This is a genomic window from Porcincola intestinalis (genome assembly GCF_009696445.1).
In the GTDB taxonomy this organism is placed as follows: Bacteria; Bacillota; Clostridia; order Lachnospirales; family Lachnospiraceae; genus Porcincola; species Porcincola intestinalis.
The window spans coordinates 189,863-203,627 of sequence record NZ_VULZ01000001.1 but is presented as its reverse complement, the minus strand read 5'-3'; the positions used below and the strand labels follow the sequence as shown (position 1 = coordinate 203,627).

Here is a 13,765-nt window from a genome sequence, read left to right as displayed (position 1 = left end):
TTGCGAAAGGAGGAACTGAAGGAGAAAAATGAACAATCTGCAGTTTCTCATCGGGAGGAAGCCGAAATTCTATGATGTCTCTGACATGATCGTGAAGGCGGTCTCTTCCGGAGCGAGGGGGAAGGCACCGAGGGACCTGAAGGTAACGCTGCTTGATTCCGAACAGCTCGGGTCGGTAGATACCGATCCGAGTGACGGATTGATCTGCACATTTCTGGTAGACGGGGCTGAGTTCTTCCGTGGGATCGTTGTCTCTGACAACCGGAGCTCAAGCAGGACGGTCGAGATCCATGCGATGGACAATGCCATGTATCTGACCAAGAACAAAGGCTCCTTCACATTTAAGAAGAAGACAGCGACGCAGATCTTCAAAGCGGTGTGCAAGAAGGCGAATCTGAAGGTCGGCGGAGCTGTGAACACGAAATTCAAGATCAAAGAACTGACCAAGAAGGGAACGACCTTCTGGGACGTCATCCAGGACGCGCTGTCCCAGACATATTCCTCGACCGGCAAACGCTACTATGTGACATCGATTAAGGGCGAACTGTACCTGAAAAAGCGTACTGAAAGCAACAACATGATCATCGTGGACCCGGATACGAACACAACGACCTATTCGCAGACCCGGTCCATCGAGGATACCTACACCAGATTGAAGCTGTATTCTTCCACAACGAAGAAGAAAAAGACCACCACGAAGGTCAAGAAGACGGTGATCAATAAGCCACTTGAGAATAAGATCGGCATGATGCAGGATGTCGAGTCTGTCGACAAGAAGATCAAGAAGAGCGAGCTGAAGAAGAAGGCAGAAACATGGAAGAAGGACAAATCGACTATGTCCACCACGATGAGCTGGAGCGGATTAGGAGATACCAGAGCGATATCAGGCAAGGCGATCTGTGTAAAGGCTCCGCAGCTTGATGTCAACAAGGTCCTCTATATCGACTCGGATACGCATACCTGGCAGAACGGAAGCTACACCATGCAGTTGACACTGAAATATGCGGCTTCGAACAGTGATGCCGGCTGATCGGATGAGACTATGAAGAAGGGATGATGCGATATGGCAGAAAACTCGATCCGGTCCATGATCCTGCGGGAAGCGCGGAATCTGATGCCGGATATCTACTCCATGAAGGTAGTCAGCGTAAAGCCGCTCGAGATGGTCACGTCCGGGGACGCTCCGATTCACGTCACCGATGAATCCCTGATTGTCCCTTCGAGGCTCAGGAGCCAGCTGACCATTGGAGCTTATTTCTACGCTTTGTCCATCCAGGACACCAATACCTATTACGTTCTGGACGCGGAGTAATGGGTAATTCGACAGAAACCCATTACTCTTACTCCTTTGAGTAAGTGGTATACCAGAGAATAGCCCTTACTTTCATGCAGGAAGTAAGGTGTAATTGCTGAAAGAGGAGGAGGTGAAAGACAGATATGGCAGATGAATACACGGCTGATGAGACCACTATAGACGCATCAGCAGGCGTTTCAGGCGGCTACGTTTATCCAGACGATACGATCGAGACAGATACCGAGACCGATTCTGAAGAAGAGGAAGTCGTGGAAGATGACGATGACGACGAAGATTACGACGGGGATATGGAGTCTGTAGACTTCGGATTCGACCCGGAGAACATCGAAGAAGGCGCTATATCGAGGACATACGGAATTGATCTCGTCCATCACCGCATAAAAGGATTCGTCGATGACAAGGACGCGGTCATACAGGCGATCTGGAAAGCCCTGTCGACGGTCCGCTATGCGAACTACATCTACGATGACGATTACGGCTGCGACCTGATGAACAGGATCTACAACTCCTCCCTTTCAGAGCAGTATCTCAACACGGATGTGCCGGCCATGGTAGAAGAAGCCCTTTCCCAGGACGACCGCATCAAAGGAATCAAGGATTTCCAGTGGGAGAAGTCCGACAGCGACGGAGTGATCATGTCTTTTACGGCAGAGACCATTTACGGGGACATGCCCATTGAAAGCGAGGTGTAAAGCAGAAACATGGCTACGATCCGAAATGTAGAAGATCTGAATCTTGACGATATCACAGAGGAGAGCCTCACCGAAGAGGCGATAAACATGGGAACGGCGCTGAATGTGGACACCCGGCAGGGGAGCATTTACCGGGACGCGGCTGCCGGCCACATCGCGAGGACAGCTGAGTTCTTCGATGCCCTTACCGAGATCAGAGATATCCTCTCCATCTTTACCTGCACAGGCGACGTCCTTGACGAGTACCTGAAACAGGCAGGCATGGCAAGAGACCCGGAGGAGGCCACGCCGGCAACCTACAAATGTTATTTCGTAGGTGCTGAGCCCGAGATAGGCGCCACGATGATCGTGGACGAGACGGAGTTCACCGTCCTCTCAAAGGAAAGCTCCGAAGAGAACTGCTGGCTGATCCAGTCAGTCGATACAGGCACAGACATGAATAACTTCGCCTCCGGCACGGCGGTCATCCCGGATGATGATATCGACGACCTTGAGAACTGCACGCTGGGAGATCTTGTCGTCGCGGCGGCTGATATCGAGGATGATGACTCAGCCAGGGCACGCATGCTGTCCGGTGTAGGCGCAGACGTGGAGGCCGGCAATGCGGCTCAGTTCCTCAAATGGTGCAAGGAGATCGACGGAGTGGGCAGGGCTGAGATCTACCCGCTTCAGGAAGGCCCAGGAACTGTCACAGGGTATATCACATCCGTCACAGGCGGGAAGCCGGCTGACAGCGTGATCAAAGCAGTACAGGACACGATCGACCCGGGAGCGAACGGGGAAGGCGAAGGCCTCGCGCCGATCGGCTGCACATTTTACGCAGTCGCTGTCGAGGAATTCCCTGTCACGATCGGCGGGACCGTCACGCTTGTGAGTGGTTCGGATTCCTCAGTGGTCAAGGCGAAGATCACAGAAAAGATCGTCGCATATCTCAAGAACCTCGCGCTGACAGCGGAAGATATTCCGGGGACAAAGGAGCGGTCGATCCTGATCAACACGATCGGCTCCCTCATCATGACGACGAACGGGGTAAATGACTACACGGGCCTCACTCTGAACGGAGGGACGACGAATGCCACTTACACACACAAGACGGCTCCGGTCCTTTCCCAGAACAACCTGACATTCGCATGATGGGGCTGAAGGAGGAGCAATGATAGATCTTTATGATTACGAGGATAAAACTCCTCACAAAGAGCTTCTCGAGCAGTGGGGGCCATCATACTGGAAGGAGTTCCGGGAGATGGAGGCGAACTACACGTTCGCCGGCTGGACCCTCGACCTGATGCAGTACCAGGTATATCGGATGGTCAACAACCTGTTCATCGCGACCTGCGATGAGCAGACGCTTGCCAAATACGAAGGCATATTCGGGATCACTCCGGCAAAAGGCCAGAGTCTTGAGAGCCGCAGGCAGATTGCTGCGCTGCGATCAATCGGAAGGCAGAAGGTCTCGTTCAGCTCCATGAAGCAGTACATCAAGGACATGACCGGGACTGCTCCGGACATCGCCTGGGACAAGGACAACCGGCTTATCCTGCGGATCCAGATACCTTCGGCTGATGACAATGAGATCCCATTCGGAAGCATCCAGAACGTTCTCAGCAAGAAGGCGACCGGGCACATCAAGCTCCTCTTCTCACAGCTCGTCGTGTTCCAGATAGCAGACCAGGAGAAGATCTCTTATGGCCTTACCATCCGGATGCCGATGCGGTGGTGGCAGGATGCCATGCTGGACGGCCAGTACGATATGGACGGGCAGATACCCATGGACCAGGAGCGCGGCCCATACGAGACGCTGATCGTCCGGAACAGGATCGAAAACGACGAACCCGATATAGGGCTTTCAATCTGGCGGGGACACTCCTATACCATGAACGGTTACGCGAACATGGACGGGTCCCTCACTATGGAAGGAAACCATGAGATGCTCTGATGAGCAACGATGGCGCACAGACAGGTAAACGGCAGCTCGAAAGGAGGAGCAGACAGAAATGGCAGAAACGATCGTAAGCACAGTCGGCAAGAGCAAGATGCTCAAGGCCAGAGCCGGGATACAGGCGCTCCCGGCTATCGAAGGAGTCGCATTCGGAAGCGGCGGGGTGAATTCATCCGGGGAGATCAAGAACCATGCATCCGATGACACAGCGCTCTTCAGCGAAGTCCTGCGCAAGAAGGTGGACGGGCATGAGGTGATCTCTGACACCCAGATCCGCTACACCTGCACGCTCAGCGAGACAGAACTGAACGATGTATCCATTTCCGAGATAGGGCTATACGATACGGACGGAGACATCGTGGCCTTCAAGAGCTTCAAACCAAAGGTAAAGGACTCAGGCGAAGAGCTGATCTTCCAGTGCGACGATGAATTCTAAGTTCTATTTATTCTGAACTGAAATTTCAGAAAAGCGTATTTTTCATGCGGTTTTCGTATCAAAATGCCCGAAAACCGTACCATAATTCCGTGAAACGTGCTGTTCAGTGTGACTTTCGGGATTTTCTCCCGAATGCCAGACAAACAGCTTTTTTAATGCTAAAAAGTGAAAGGAGCAAGAAGCAATGGCAAACTTTGACACAAGCGATGCCGCCTACAATGCCGCGCTCCGCAAGTTCGAGACCACAGATCCCATTCATGCGGACGTTTTCAACCAGGTGGCAGAGCAGCTGATCAAGAACGATGTAGCCATTCGGAACGGAATCGGCCTTGAAAGCACGAACGCTTACTCAGCCAATCACAAGTTCCTTGTGCTGACTGGTGACGGCCCGGCTATGGTAAAACAGGAAGATATGATCCACATCATCCTTCCCAATAATGCCGGGACACATAACAGCATTTACAGAGGGAAGAACCTTGGATCTTCGGTGACGTCTGATCAGTGGGCTGCAATCAAGGCAGGAACATTCGATGACCTGTTCATCGGAGACTACTGGACCATCGGAGGCGTGAACTGGAGAATCGCGGCATTCGATTACTGGCTTCATTGCGGAGACATAGAATGCACGACTCACCATGTGGTCATTGCCCCGGATTCTTGTCTTTATAACGCTCAGATGCACAACACTGCTTCCGGTGGATGGGAATCCAGCGGAAACACGACTGAAGGTGCGTATGCCGGATCAGATATGCGGACAAAGAATCTGGAAACGGCAAAGTCCACGATCAATTCCGCATTCGGGTCGAACCACATTCTGAACCACAGAGAACATCTGCAGAACGCTGTGACAAATGGATATGCCAGCGGTGGAACGTGGATGGACAGCACAGTAGAGCTCATGAGCGAGGAGCAGGTTTATGGCTGCATGCAGTTTAAGCCAGGCAATTCTCTCGGTTCTACTATTCCGAACATTTACAACATCGACTACAGTCAGTTCCCTCTGTTCAGGCTGAACAAGGCGCTGATATGCAACCGTGCCGACTGGTGGCTTCGCGACGTTGCGGGCGCGGCTAACTTTTGTCGTGTCGACTCGAACGGGAATGGCGCCTACACCAACGCCTCGTACTCGCTTGGCGTGCGCCCGGCTTTCGGTATCTGCTGATCTTAAATCCCTCCCCTTCAGGGGAGGGATGGACGGTTTTACAGAGGTCGCGAAGCGACCCGAATTTTATGGGATAAATCATGAGCGTCGTATATGGAAAACGCGGATTGTCAGATATGGAATTCTGGAAGCAGATCTGCCGTATCGAGAAGAATATCATCTTCCTTCTTCTGCATGATTTTGGAGTGAAGAACAGAAGCAGGGAGCCGGATTTCTTCGTGAAGGTTCTGAAGTTTTCAGAAGATGACAAAGAAGCGTTTACAGAGATCTGCGAGAAGTATGGAATTGGAAAGATCACAGATGAATTTCCAGAATGGCTTATCAATCGATATCGGGAAAGGATCCTTGATACCATCTCGTCCATAAAGCAGAACATCCGTGATGCAAATGAAGTTTACCCATATTACGAGAGCGAGTTCTACGAGCGGAGGAAATACCAGGACGATGCCATCAGAGGATGCGGTGAATTATACGATGTGTTTACACTGTGCAAAGAAACTCTTCCTGTCGATGCTGACAGATATGAGAGGTTCGTGCAGCTTATACAGTATGAAGCAACGCTCCTGAAAGGATGGAGGAAATCCGATAACCGGATATTAAGACAGATTCAGAAACGAGATTCTGAAGACAAATCGAAGCATCCATCCAAGAATGGTGGAGAAGGTAAAATTAATAAGGCACCTGCCCTGAATAAGGGATAAGATGCAGGGCATTGACTGTATGCCGACTGGTGGCTTCGCGACGTTGCGGGCGCGGCTAACTTTTGTAATGTCAACTCGAACGGGAATAGCAACTACAACAACGCCTCGAACTCGAATGGCGTGCGCCCGGATTTCCTACGGTCCTATCAAGTAGCCTATATGGTGAATGGACTGATACCGAAAGGAGTCGGTGCCCTTGCCGAAAGGCCAAATGGACGTGGCGGATGCCAGTCAGTACGCTGCCTGGCTATAAACCGCCACACTGAAAGGAACTAAAACATGACTCAGTATTATGGCATTCGCAAGGTAAGTAACGCGGATGCCTTATATGATGCTTTCAGAAAATCCAAGATCAATTCTGACTGGAAGTTTTCGGTTCAGAAATACGATTACAACCTCTGGGAGAACATCTCTGACACCAAAAGAGCACTGAATCATGGTCAATACCAGCAGAGACCATTTGTGGAATTCGACCTTTCGGAACGGGGAAAACTCAGGCATATAAAAGCCATCAATATTTTTGACCGAGTAGTGCAGCGTTCACTCTGTGATAACGTCCTTACGCCTGCCACGAAACCTTATCTGATATATGACAATGGCGCGAGCCAGGAAAACAAGGGAGTGACATTCACAAGAGACCGACTTAAAGAACATCTTCATAGATACTATCGTGAGTATGGAACAAATGAAGGATACGTTCTGCAGGTAGATTTCAAAAACTACTTTGGAAGCATACCTCACGATCAGCTGAAGCAGGCTTATGCGAAGATAATTCCGGAGCCTGATCTTCAATGGCTGATCAATTATCTGATTGATACAAACGGACCAGATCGAGGGATGGGAATTGGGTCTCAGCTTTCACAGAATGCCGGAATCTATTATCCCACTCCGCTGGATCAGTTCTTCAAGACTGTTCTTGGAGAAAAATATTATGCTGCGTACCAGGATGACCGGTATCTGATCTGCCATGAGAAGGAACATGCCAAGATGTGTCTTTCCGAGATGCGGAAAAGATCGCAGGAACTTGGACTCACGATAAACGAAAAGAAAACGCAGATTGTAAAGCTTTCAAAAGGGTTCACATTTCTTAAAATCAGATATGTTTTGACCGAGACCGGGAAAGTAGTCACTTATCAAAGCAGAGATACATTCATCCGGGAACGTAGGAGACTCAAGAAATTCAAGAAAAACGGAATGAATCCTGATCGTGCAGCGATGTGTTATAGATCATGGAGAGGTTCGGCTCAGCAGTATCACAACAATTATTACCGGATAAGAAGAATGGATGCTCTCTTCACCAGCCTATTTCCCGGTACTGAATACAGGTCAAATAAAGAGATTGACAAACTCATAGCGAAAGGAGACGAGAAACGATGACATATACGATTACCCTTGGAGATGGCACACGCTTAGAGAATCTTGAACTGAGCGGAAATAACTATATCAGCAGCAAAAAGCTGACGGAGGACGATTTCAAAGATCTCTCAACTGTCACCATCACTGACAGCGAAGGAAAAGAAGAAGTCCATAAGGACATGGAGTTTGTTCAAGTTACCACATACGGAGACGGAAAATATTATTTCATCCTGGCTGATCCGACTCCTGACGAGCTCGAGAAGCGGGAGCTCAAGAAGCAGCTGGCTGCCGCGAACAGTGATATCACCAGCCTCCAGGAGGCTTTGTGTGATGTGTATGAGGCTACACTCTCTTAAGGAAAGGAGGCGTGAAGAATGGCACAGGTTTATGCGGCCCTCATCATCAAAGGAAGGAAGACGATCGACCAGGTACCGGAGAAGCTGAAGGATGAAGTGAAGCAGATCCTGATCGATGAAGGTCATCCGGAACTCGCAGAATGAAACGGTTGATCAGAGCGATAAGAAAGGTGGTAGAAACCATGGCACTTATTTACGCAACACTCATTATCAAAGGCATCAAGACAATCAACGACGTACCGAAGGTCATCCGGAATAAGGTCAAGCAGGTCCTGATTGACCTTGATCTTCCGGAACTGGCAGAAGAGCAGACTGAGGAGACTGGCACGACCGAAACCGGTAAGCCTGGATCCAGCACGGGGCAGACCGCATAAAAGGCAACTGATCACAAACAGGAGGAGATACGAATGGATGGTCCGAGGGATGAAAACCTGGAAGCGATCCTGGAATATTATGTCCAGCTTGTCGAGAAGCAACAGAACACGATGGAGTCAATGGCTGCACTGATCGCAAAGCAAGGCAGCCTGATTGCGCAGCTCAAGGCCGTCGATGAAGCAGAAAAGGAATGTGTCCAGGAGGAGAGAACAGACACCATCAGCGATTCAGAGAAGCTCGGTTACACGGAATAAGTCCATCATCATGAGTATCTTTATACATTTTATTGAAGGATCTGGCAGTAGACTGCCGGGTCCTTTCTTTTTGCAGACATCAATAAGAGGTGCGTATGAAAAAGCCAGCGTCACCGAAATACTCAGGTAATGATTTCCGTGAGGATTTGGAACGATTCTATGGGATGAGTCTTGACCCTGAACAGAAAGCCTTTCGTGATGCAATTTGCAGACCCGGAGGAATTATTACATTTTGCAATGCTATCGCGGGATCTGGGAAAACCACCATAGCGGTCGGATGCGCAAATCTACTGTGCCGATATGGGATTGTAAACGGAATCGTGTATGTGGTTTCTCCTACCCAGGAAAAAGTCCAAGGCTATCTCAAGGGAAGCATCGAAGAAAAGTCCGCTCCTTATATGGGAGCGCTCGAAGAAGCTCTCCTTGAAATCGGGATAAATCCGTCACAAGTGATATCAACGCCTGACAACATGAAGGCCGTGAAAGAAGGCCTCGCTTACGTCACTGCAATCACTCACACTTTCCTGCGAGGGAAGAACGTCAGTAAGAAGGCAATCATCATCGATGAAGCCCAGAACTTTTATCTGTCTGATTTGAAGAAAACGCTTACCAGACCACATGATGACTGTAAGGTAATCGTCATCGGACACACAGGGCAGATAGATCTTTATAAGCACCCGGAGAACAGCGGCTTCGCTCCGATGATTGAACACTTCAGAAGTAAACACGACGAACGGGCTGCCTTCTGTGAGCTCCACCACAACTACCGGGGCTGGGTGAGTACGACCGCTGATGAGGTACTTACGGAAATAGAACGAGATACGAGATAGATAGGAGACTAATCAATTATGCAGATCTTTATATCAGTGTTACTCGGGGCTCTTGGAGGAGGACTCCTCAGCTTCATTCAGTTCCTGATCACCAGGAAGGATAAGAAGGAAGACATGACTAGTGACCTTTTGGATGCAATCGCAGACCTTAAGCAGGAATTACAGAATACCAAAAAGCACATGGAAGACGAGGAGAAAGAGTCGAAGATCCTTGCAGACCTGGTCCGAGGGACTGCATATGACCGAATCTGTTTTGTAGGCCGGCAATACCTTGAGAAGGGAGAGATCGACTTCGACGAGCGTGAGAACTTCCGCAAATATCTCTATAACCCATACCATGCCGCTGGCGGCGATGGAACAGCCGAGAAGATCATGGAACAGATAGACAAGCTCCCACTTAAGGAGCACTGAAAGAATAGGAGAAAACGAAAATGAACGAACTTATCTTTAACGTCATCAGCGCAGTTATCCTGGCACTCGTAGGGATCGTCACCAAGGAACTCATCCCGTACCTGAGGAAGAAGAAGGCTGAAGCAGACGCACAGCTGAAGCGGACCAGATGGGGATGGGTCACCGAGATCACGGATGCAGCTGTTCGGGCAGTCGAGCAGACCGCTTCTGATAGCATCCATGGAACTGAAAAAAAGCAGAGAGCGGCAACCCTTATCAAGGATGCGCTGGACCGGCAGGGATATGGTGAATATGTTACGAATGAGCAGATCCTGCAGCTGATCGAGGCTGCCGTTCAGGAAATGAATTCTCAGGATATTAAGATCGAGGAGCCGGTTCTGGAAGAGGATAAATCAGACGCTGATTGAGGAGGCGATCAAGATGGCATACACGAACAGCTCACTTGTTTCCTATACAAAGCTGAGTCCCTGCAACAGCGGGACCCGGACGCACTCCATCGACCGGATCACTCCACACTGCATCGTCGGCCAGCTGTCGGTCGAGTCTGCAGGAGAGTGGTTCTCACATGAGAGTACGCAGGCCAGCTGCAACTATGTGATCGGTGCTGACGCCAGAGTCGGACTGATCGTCCCTGAGAGTCAGCGTTCCTGGTGCTCCTCCTCCAGGGAGAACGACCAGCGTGCTGTGACGATCGAGTGCGCCTCAGAAAAGACACATCCGTACGCTTTCAAGACGGGAGTGTACATGAAACTGATAGAGCTCTGCACGGATATCTGCAAGCGAAACGGAAAGAAGAAGCTGATCTGGCTTGGAGACAAGGCGAAGACCCTGTCCTACCAGCCGGCATCGGATGAGATGATTCTCACAGTTCACCGCTGGTTTGCCAACAAGGAATGCCCGGGAGACTGGCTGTATGCGCGCCTAGGCGATTTGGCCGTCAAGGTAACGGCCGCACTCCAGAAGGATGCGAAGCCAGCGGAAAATCCTGCGAAACCAGAGACGATGTCATCCACTCAGGCGAAAGAGATCCATGCTCTTGCGTCCGAGAAGGCAAAGGCTGCAGCCATGCTGGAACTGGTCCATAGATGCGACAGTTCCGGAATCCTCAATTCCGTGACTACCGCGCAGATGATCCTGGAGAGCGGTTATTGTGGGACCGACCTTGCGCTGAATGCGAACAACTGCTTCGGGATGAAATGCAGCCTTTCAAACAATGCTTGGCCGCCCGTCTGGGACGGGAAGTCGAGCTACACTAAGATCACTGCAGAGCAGGACAAGGCCGGCAACGAGTACCACATCAAGGCTGCTTTCAGAAAATACCCATGTGTGGAAAATTCCATAAAAGACCATGCGGCCTATCTTCTCGGAGCGATGAATGGGTCCAAGAAGAGATACGCAGGCCTGACGGACGCGAAGAACTACAAGGAAGCGATCCACATCATCAAGTCCGGAGGATACGCGACGGACGTCAAGTACGAGTCGAAGATCTGCAGCATCATCGAGCGGTATGGCCTGGATAAATACGACGGTCAGACTTCCGGATCCGGAACAGCGCCGGCAGCAAAGACCGTGACGTACACCGTTCAGGCTGGTGCTTTCTCCGAGAAGAAGAACGCACAGGCCATGCTGAAGAAGGTTAAGAAGCTCGGAATCGACTGCTTCATCAAGCAGTCCGATCGGTTCTATCTCGTCCAGTGCGGTGCATTCTCTGTCAAGGAGAACGCGGACAAGATTATGAAGAAGCTGCAGGATGCGAGAATCGATTCCTTTATCAAGGAAATCTGATATAATATGCGCAGAGGGCAGGGTTGATCGCCTGCGGGAGCGTTCGCTCGGCAGAAATGCTGAGGAGTCCTTAAGGACAGGGAGCGCGGGTCGGTGTGCGGAGAGGCCGACATGAACTCTTAACGCGCATATGTAGTTCACTGGTGGAGCATGGGAAAACTGACCGCTTCGGCGGAGGGATCTCACAATGACGAGGAACCATGCAGCCAGCTTCAAGAGATATGCAGAATGAAAGCCATCCGGAGACGTCCGGGTGGCTTTTTTCTTTTCCTACAACACAAAATCAAAGTGTTGAAGAAAGTTCAACACTCTGTATTTGTATATTCAATTCAGTTTATTTCTACTAGATGGCAAATACGTGACCTCACTCAAAATCTTCCTCATTTCTCATCTTCTGCATTCCGTATAATTGATCTGTAAGGATATCCCTGATCGAAAATTTCAAAAAAATTTTTGAAAAGATTGAACTCATAGCCGTCTAAAACGGTTCACAAGCAGAGCTAAAGTTTCACGATCCACTGCAATTATTCCACGCAATGCATCAATATTCCCTGAACTGCACCATTTTCCCGATTCGCTTACAGACTCGGGGAAATGGGGTAATTTATAAGGGAAGGAGTACTCACACAATGATACGCATCAAGCTATCTCGGGTGATGGGAGACAGGAGGATTTCCCAGTCGGAGCTAAGCCGGATCACTGGTATCGGGAAACACGCGATCAACGATCTGTACCAAGACTTGACCGACCGGGTCAGCCTTTCACAGCTGGACACTATCTGCGATGCGCTCGGCTGCTCACTTGATGAGATCCTTGAGTGGACGGCAAATGATCCTAAAGGGAAAACCCGCGATCTACCATCCAGAAAGCACTGACAGTCTGGGTGCTGCAACACCCAGGCGGAGGGAGGAGAGATCCTCCCTCCTGTCAGCTCTTTAGGAGAAGTGCACATATCCTCACATCTATTTTCACATATTCTATAAATAATCAACAACTCGTATTCTTCCCAGTAATCGACATAAGTACACAGTTCTTTCTGGAGATCTTTGTTCATTATATGCCCTCTTATCTGCTTGATGTTCTCCGGCACAAGAGTGATTAATACACACAACAAAAGAAAAGCACAACGCCGGGAGGCGAAAGGAGAACGAACATGAAGAACACAGAGAAGATGCAGGAAGCCATGAAAGAACAGACCATCGGGGTCGAGGTCGAGATGAACAACATCCGCAGGAGCACAGCCGCAAAGGTCGCAGCCGAATTCTTCGGAACAAACCGCTACAACAACACAGCAGCCAGGAACGGCTACTACACCTGGAGCGCCTGGGACGCACAGGACCGCGAATGGAAATTCCAGCGGGACGTCAGCATTGCCGGACCTGACGACGAAAAATGCGAGATGGTAACGCCGATCCTGACCTACGACGACATCGAGACCCTGCAGGAGCTGGTCAGACGCCTCCGCAAGGCAGGAGCCAAGAGCGACGCCACCAGAGGATGCGGGGTTCACATTCACATCGGAGCAAAGGGCCACACACCACAGACCCTCAGGAACCTGGCGAACATCATGGTGAGCCACGAAGACCTCCTTACCAAGGCCCTCAACCTGGACTGCTGGAGAACAGAACGCTACTGCAAGCCGGTCGACCCGAACTTCCTGAGAGAGCTCAACGCGAAGAAGCCGAAGACCATGGCAGAGCTTGCAGACATCTGGTACACCTCCCAGGGAGCCAGCTACGGACGCAGCCAGCACTACAACGGCAGCCGGTACCACATGCTCAACCTCCACGCCACCTTCACCAAGGGAACGGTCGAGTTCAGGCTCTTCCAATTCGACGCACCTGCGGACGGAAAGGCAAACGGCCTGCACGCCGGACAGCTCAAGGCTTACATCCAGCTTTGCCTGGCGATGAGCGCCATGGCCAAAGAACAGAAGCACGCAAGCGCAAAGCCACAGCAGAGCGAGAACCCGAAATACGCGATGCGCACCTGGCTCCTCCGCTTGGGCTTCATCGGAGACGAGTTCAAGACAGCAAGGGACATCCTTACCAAGAGGCTCGACGGCGACGCTTCCTTCCGGAACGGAAGAAACGCGGCTTGAGAAACTCAAGATAAACTTGATAAACTCAAGATCCAGGAAGGACCAGCCTTCC

The 13,765-nt window shown here is 50.6% G+C and carries 20 protein-coding genes; all 20 read left to right on the top strand.

Going from position 1 to position 13,765, the window contains the following annotated elements:
- The first annotated feature begins 28 nt into the window (after positions 1 to 28).
- The 20 genes from FYJ35_RS00950 to FYJ35_RS00865 all read left to right on the top strand — a co-directional run bounded on the left by FYJ35_RS00950 (position 29) and on the right by FYJ35_RS00865 (position 13,713).
- Positions 29 to 1,030, top strand: a complete 1,002-nt coding sequence (locus FYJ35_RS00950; protein WP_154521816.1) for an XkdQ/YqbQ family protein — start codon at positions 29 to 31, stop codon at positions 1,028 to 1,030.
- 33 nt (positions 1,031 to 1,063) lie between these two features.
- Complete coding sequence (locus FYJ35_RS00945; protein WP_154521813.1) at positions 1,064 to 1,312, top strand: hypothetical protein; 249 nt, start codon at positions 1,064 to 1,066, stop codon at positions 1,310 to 1,312.
- Between the two features lie 125 nt (positions 1,313 to 1,437).
- On the top strand, positions 1,438 to 2,007 hold the full coding sequence (locus FYJ35_RS00940; RefSeq protein ID WP_154521810.1) for a DUF2634 domain-containing protein: 570 nt from the start codon (positions 1,438 to 1,440) through the stop codon (positions 2,005 to 2,007).
- A gap of 9 nt (positions 2,008 to 2,016) precedes the next feature.
- On the top strand, positions 2,017 to 3,141 hold the full coding sequence (locus tag FYJ35_RS00935) for a baseplate J/gp47 family protein (protein WP_154521807.1): 1,125 nt from the start codon (positions 2,017 to 2,019) through the stop codon (positions 3,139 to 3,141).
- 19 nt (positions 3,142 to 3,160) lie between these two features.
- Positions 3,161 to 3,943, top strand: coding sequence for a putative phage tail protein (locus tag FYJ35_RS00930; protein ID WP_154521804.1), 783 nt, complete (start codon positions 3,161 to 3,163; stop codon positions 3,941 to 3,943).
- Between the two features lie 58 nt (positions 3,944 to 4,001).
- Positions 4,002 to 4,382: a phage tail-collar fiber domain-containing protein gene (locus FYJ35_RS00925; protein WP_154521801.1), complete on the top strand. Its 381-nt coding sequence runs from the start codon at positions 4,002 to 4,004 to the stop codon at positions 4,380 to 4,382.
- 184 nt (positions 4,383 to 4,566) lie between these two features.
- A complete protein-coding gene (locus FYJ35_RS00920) occupies positions 4,567 to 5,544 on the top strand; it encodes a hypothetical protein (protein WP_154521798.1) in 978 nt (325 codons plus the stop codon).
- 218 nt (positions 5,545 to 5,762) lie between these two features.
- Complete coding sequence (locus FYJ35_RS00915) at positions 5,763 to 6,245, top strand: hypothetical protein (RefSeq protein WP_154521795.1); 483 nt, start codon at positions 5,763 to 5,765, stop codon at positions 6,243 to 6,245.
- 15 nt (positions 6,246 to 6,260) lie between these two features.
- Positions 6,261 to 6,521, top strand: a complete 261-nt coding sequence (locus FYJ35_RS15305) for a DUF6273 domain-containing protein (RefSeq protein ID WP_408634749.1) — start codon at positions 6,261 to 6,263, stop codon at positions 6,519 to 6,521.
- Positions 6,522 to 6,707: 186 nt separating this feature from the next.
- Positions 6,708 to 7,622 carry a reverse transcriptase domain-containing protein gene (locus FYJ35_RS00910; RefSeq protein WP_328597016.1) on the top strand — a complete coding sequence of 305 codons (915 nt, stop codon included), beginning with the start codon at positions 6,708 to 6,710 and terminating at the stop codon, positions 7,620 to 7,622.
- A complete protein-coding gene (locus tag FYJ35_RS00905; protein WP_154521789.1) occupies positions 7,619 to 7,957 on the top strand; it encodes a hypothetical protein in 339 nt (112 codons plus the stop codon). The genes FYJ35_RS00910 and FYJ35_RS00905 overlap by 4 nt, the downstream gene beginning before the upstream one ends.
- A gap of 18 nt (positions 7,958 to 7,975) precedes the next feature.
- The gene (locus FYJ35_RS14810) at positions 7,976 to 8,101 is read left to right on the top strand and encodes a CD1375 family protein (RefSeq protein WP_268892512.1); all 126 of its coding nucleotides are present in this window, start codon (positions 7,976 to 7,978) and stop codon (positions 8,099 to 8,101) included.
- 38 nt (positions 8,102 to 8,139) lie between these two features.
- Positions 8,140 to 8,331, top strand: a complete 192-nt coding sequence (locus tag FYJ35_RS15040) for a CD1375 family protein (protein ID WP_154521786.1) — start codon at positions 8,140 to 8,142, stop codon at positions 8,329 to 8,331.
- A gap of 33 nt (positions 8,332 to 8,364) precedes the next feature.
- Positions 8,365 to 8,586 carry a hypothetical protein gene (locus FYJ35_RS00895; protein ID WP_154521783.1) on the top strand — a complete coding sequence of 74 codons (222 nt, stop codon included), beginning with the start codon at positions 8,365 to 8,367 and terminating at the stop codon, positions 8,584 to 8,586.
- Positions 8,587 to 8,681: 95 nt separating this feature from the next.
- Complete coding sequence (locus FYJ35_RS00890) at positions 8,682 to 9,416, top strand: PhoH family protein (protein WP_154521780.1); 735 nt, start codon at positions 8,682 to 8,684, stop codon at positions 9,414 to 9,416.
- An 18-nt stretch (positions 9,417 to 9,434) separates the two neighbouring features.
- On the top strand, positions 9,435 to 9,827 hold the full coding sequence (locus FYJ35_RS00885) for a hypothetical protein (protein ID WP_154521763.1): 393 nt from the start codon (positions 9,435 to 9,437) through the stop codon (positions 9,825 to 9,827).
- Positions 9,828 to 9,847: 20 nt separating this feature from the next.
- Positions 9,848 to 10,234 (top strand): phage holin, encoded by a 387-nt coding sequence (locus FYJ35_RS00880; RefSeq protein ID WP_154521760.1) that lies wholly within the window; start codon positions 9,848 to 9,850, stop codon positions 10,232 to 10,234.
- Positions 10,235 to 10,247: 13 nt separating this feature from the next.
- The gene (locus FYJ35_RS00875; protein ID WP_154521757.1) at positions 10,248 to 11,612 is read left to right on the top strand and encodes a glucosaminidase domain-containing protein; all 1,365 of its coding nucleotides are present in this window, start codon (positions 10,248 to 10,250) and stop codon (positions 11,610 to 11,612) included.
- Between the two features lie 629 nt (positions 11,613 to 12,241).
- The gene (locus FYJ35_RS00870; RefSeq protein WP_154521754.1) at positions 12,242 to 12,487 is read left to right on the top strand and encodes a helix-turn-helix domain-containing protein; all 246 of its coding nucleotides are present in this window, start codon (positions 12,242 to 12,244) and stop codon (positions 12,485 to 12,487) included.
- Between the two features lie 278 nt (positions 12,488 to 12,765).
- Entirely contained in the window at positions 12,766 to 13,713 is a 948-nt protein-coding gene (locus tag FYJ35_RS00865; RefSeq protein WP_154521751.1) for an amidoligase family protein, read from the top strand.
- Positions 13,714 to 13,765 lie beyond the last annotated feature (52 nt).

What these genes read in the sequence shown, in the direction of transcription:
- FYJ35_RS00940 (WP_154521810.1), top strand. Translation starts at nt 1,438, where the DNA reads ATGGCAGATGAATACACGGCTGATGAGACCACTATAGACGCATCAGCA.
- FYJ35_RS00935 (WP_154521807.1), top strand. Translation starts at nt 2,017, where the DNA reads ATGGCTACGATCCGAAATGTAGAAGATCTGAATCTTGACGATATCACA.
- FYJ35_RS00895 (WP_154521783.1), top strand. Translation starts at nt 8,365, where the DNA reads ATGGATGGTCCGAGGGATGAAAACCTGGAAGCGATCCTGGAATATTAT.
- FYJ35_RS00925 (WP_154521801.1), top strand. Translation starts at nt 4,002, where the DNA reads ATGGCAGAAACGATCGTAAGCACAGTCGGCAAGAGCAAGATGCTCAAG.
- FYJ35_RS00890 (WP_154521780.1), top strand. Translation starts at nt 8,682, where the DNA reads ATGAAAAAGCCAGCGTCACCGAAATACTCAGGTAATGATTTCCGTGAG.
- FYJ35_RS00945 (WP_154521813.1), top strand. Translation starts at nt 1,064, where the DNA reads ATGGCAGAAAACTCGATCCGGTCCATGATCCTGCGGGAAGCGCGGAAT.
- FYJ35_RS14810 (WP_268892512.1), top strand. Translation starts at nt 7,976, where the DNA reads ATGGCACAGGTTTATGCGGCCCTCATCATCAAAGGAAGGAAGACGATC.
- FYJ35_RS00880 (WP_154521760.1), top strand. Translation starts at nt 9,848, where the DNA reads ATGAACGAACTTATCTTTAACGTCATCAGCGCAGTTATCCTGGCACTC.
- FYJ35_RS00920 (WP_154521798.1), top strand. Translation starts at nt 4,567, where the DNA reads ATGGCAAACTTTGACACAAGCGATGCCGCCTACAATGCCGCGCTCCGC.
- FYJ35_RS15040 (WP_154521786.1), top strand. Translation starts at nt 8,140, where the DNA reads ATGGCACTTATTTACGCAACACTCATTATCAAAGGCATCAAGACAATC.
- FYJ35_RS00905 (WP_154521789.1), top strand. Translation starts at nt 7,619, where the DNA reads ATGACATATACGATTACCCTTGGAGATGGCACACGCTTAGAGAATCTT.
- FYJ35_RS00930 (WP_154521804.1), top strand. Translation starts at nt 3,161, where the DNA reads ATGATAGATCTTTATGATTACGAGGATAAAACTCCTCACAAAGAGCTT.
- FYJ35_RS00870 (WP_154521754.1), top strand. Translation starts at nt 12,242, where the DNA reads ATGATACGCATCAAGCTATCTCGGGTGATGGGAGACAGGAGGATTTCC.
- FYJ35_RS00885 (WP_154521763.1), top strand. Translation starts at nt 9,435, where the DNA reads ATGCAGATCTTTATATCAGTGTTACTCGGGGCTCTTGGAGGAGGACTC.
- FYJ35_RS00865 (WP_154521751.1), top strand. Translation starts at nt 12,766, where the DNA reads ATGAAGAACACAGAGAAGATGCAGGAAGCCATGAAAGAACAGACCATC.
- FYJ35_RS00875 (WP_154521757.1), top strand. Translation starts at nt 10,248, where the DNA reads ATGGCATACACGAACAGCTCACTTGTTTCCTATACAAAGCTGAGTCCC.
- FYJ35_RS00950 (WP_154521816.1), top strand. Translation starts at nt 29, where the DNA reads ATGAACAATCTGCAGTTTCTCATCGGGAGGAAGCCGAAATTCTATGAT.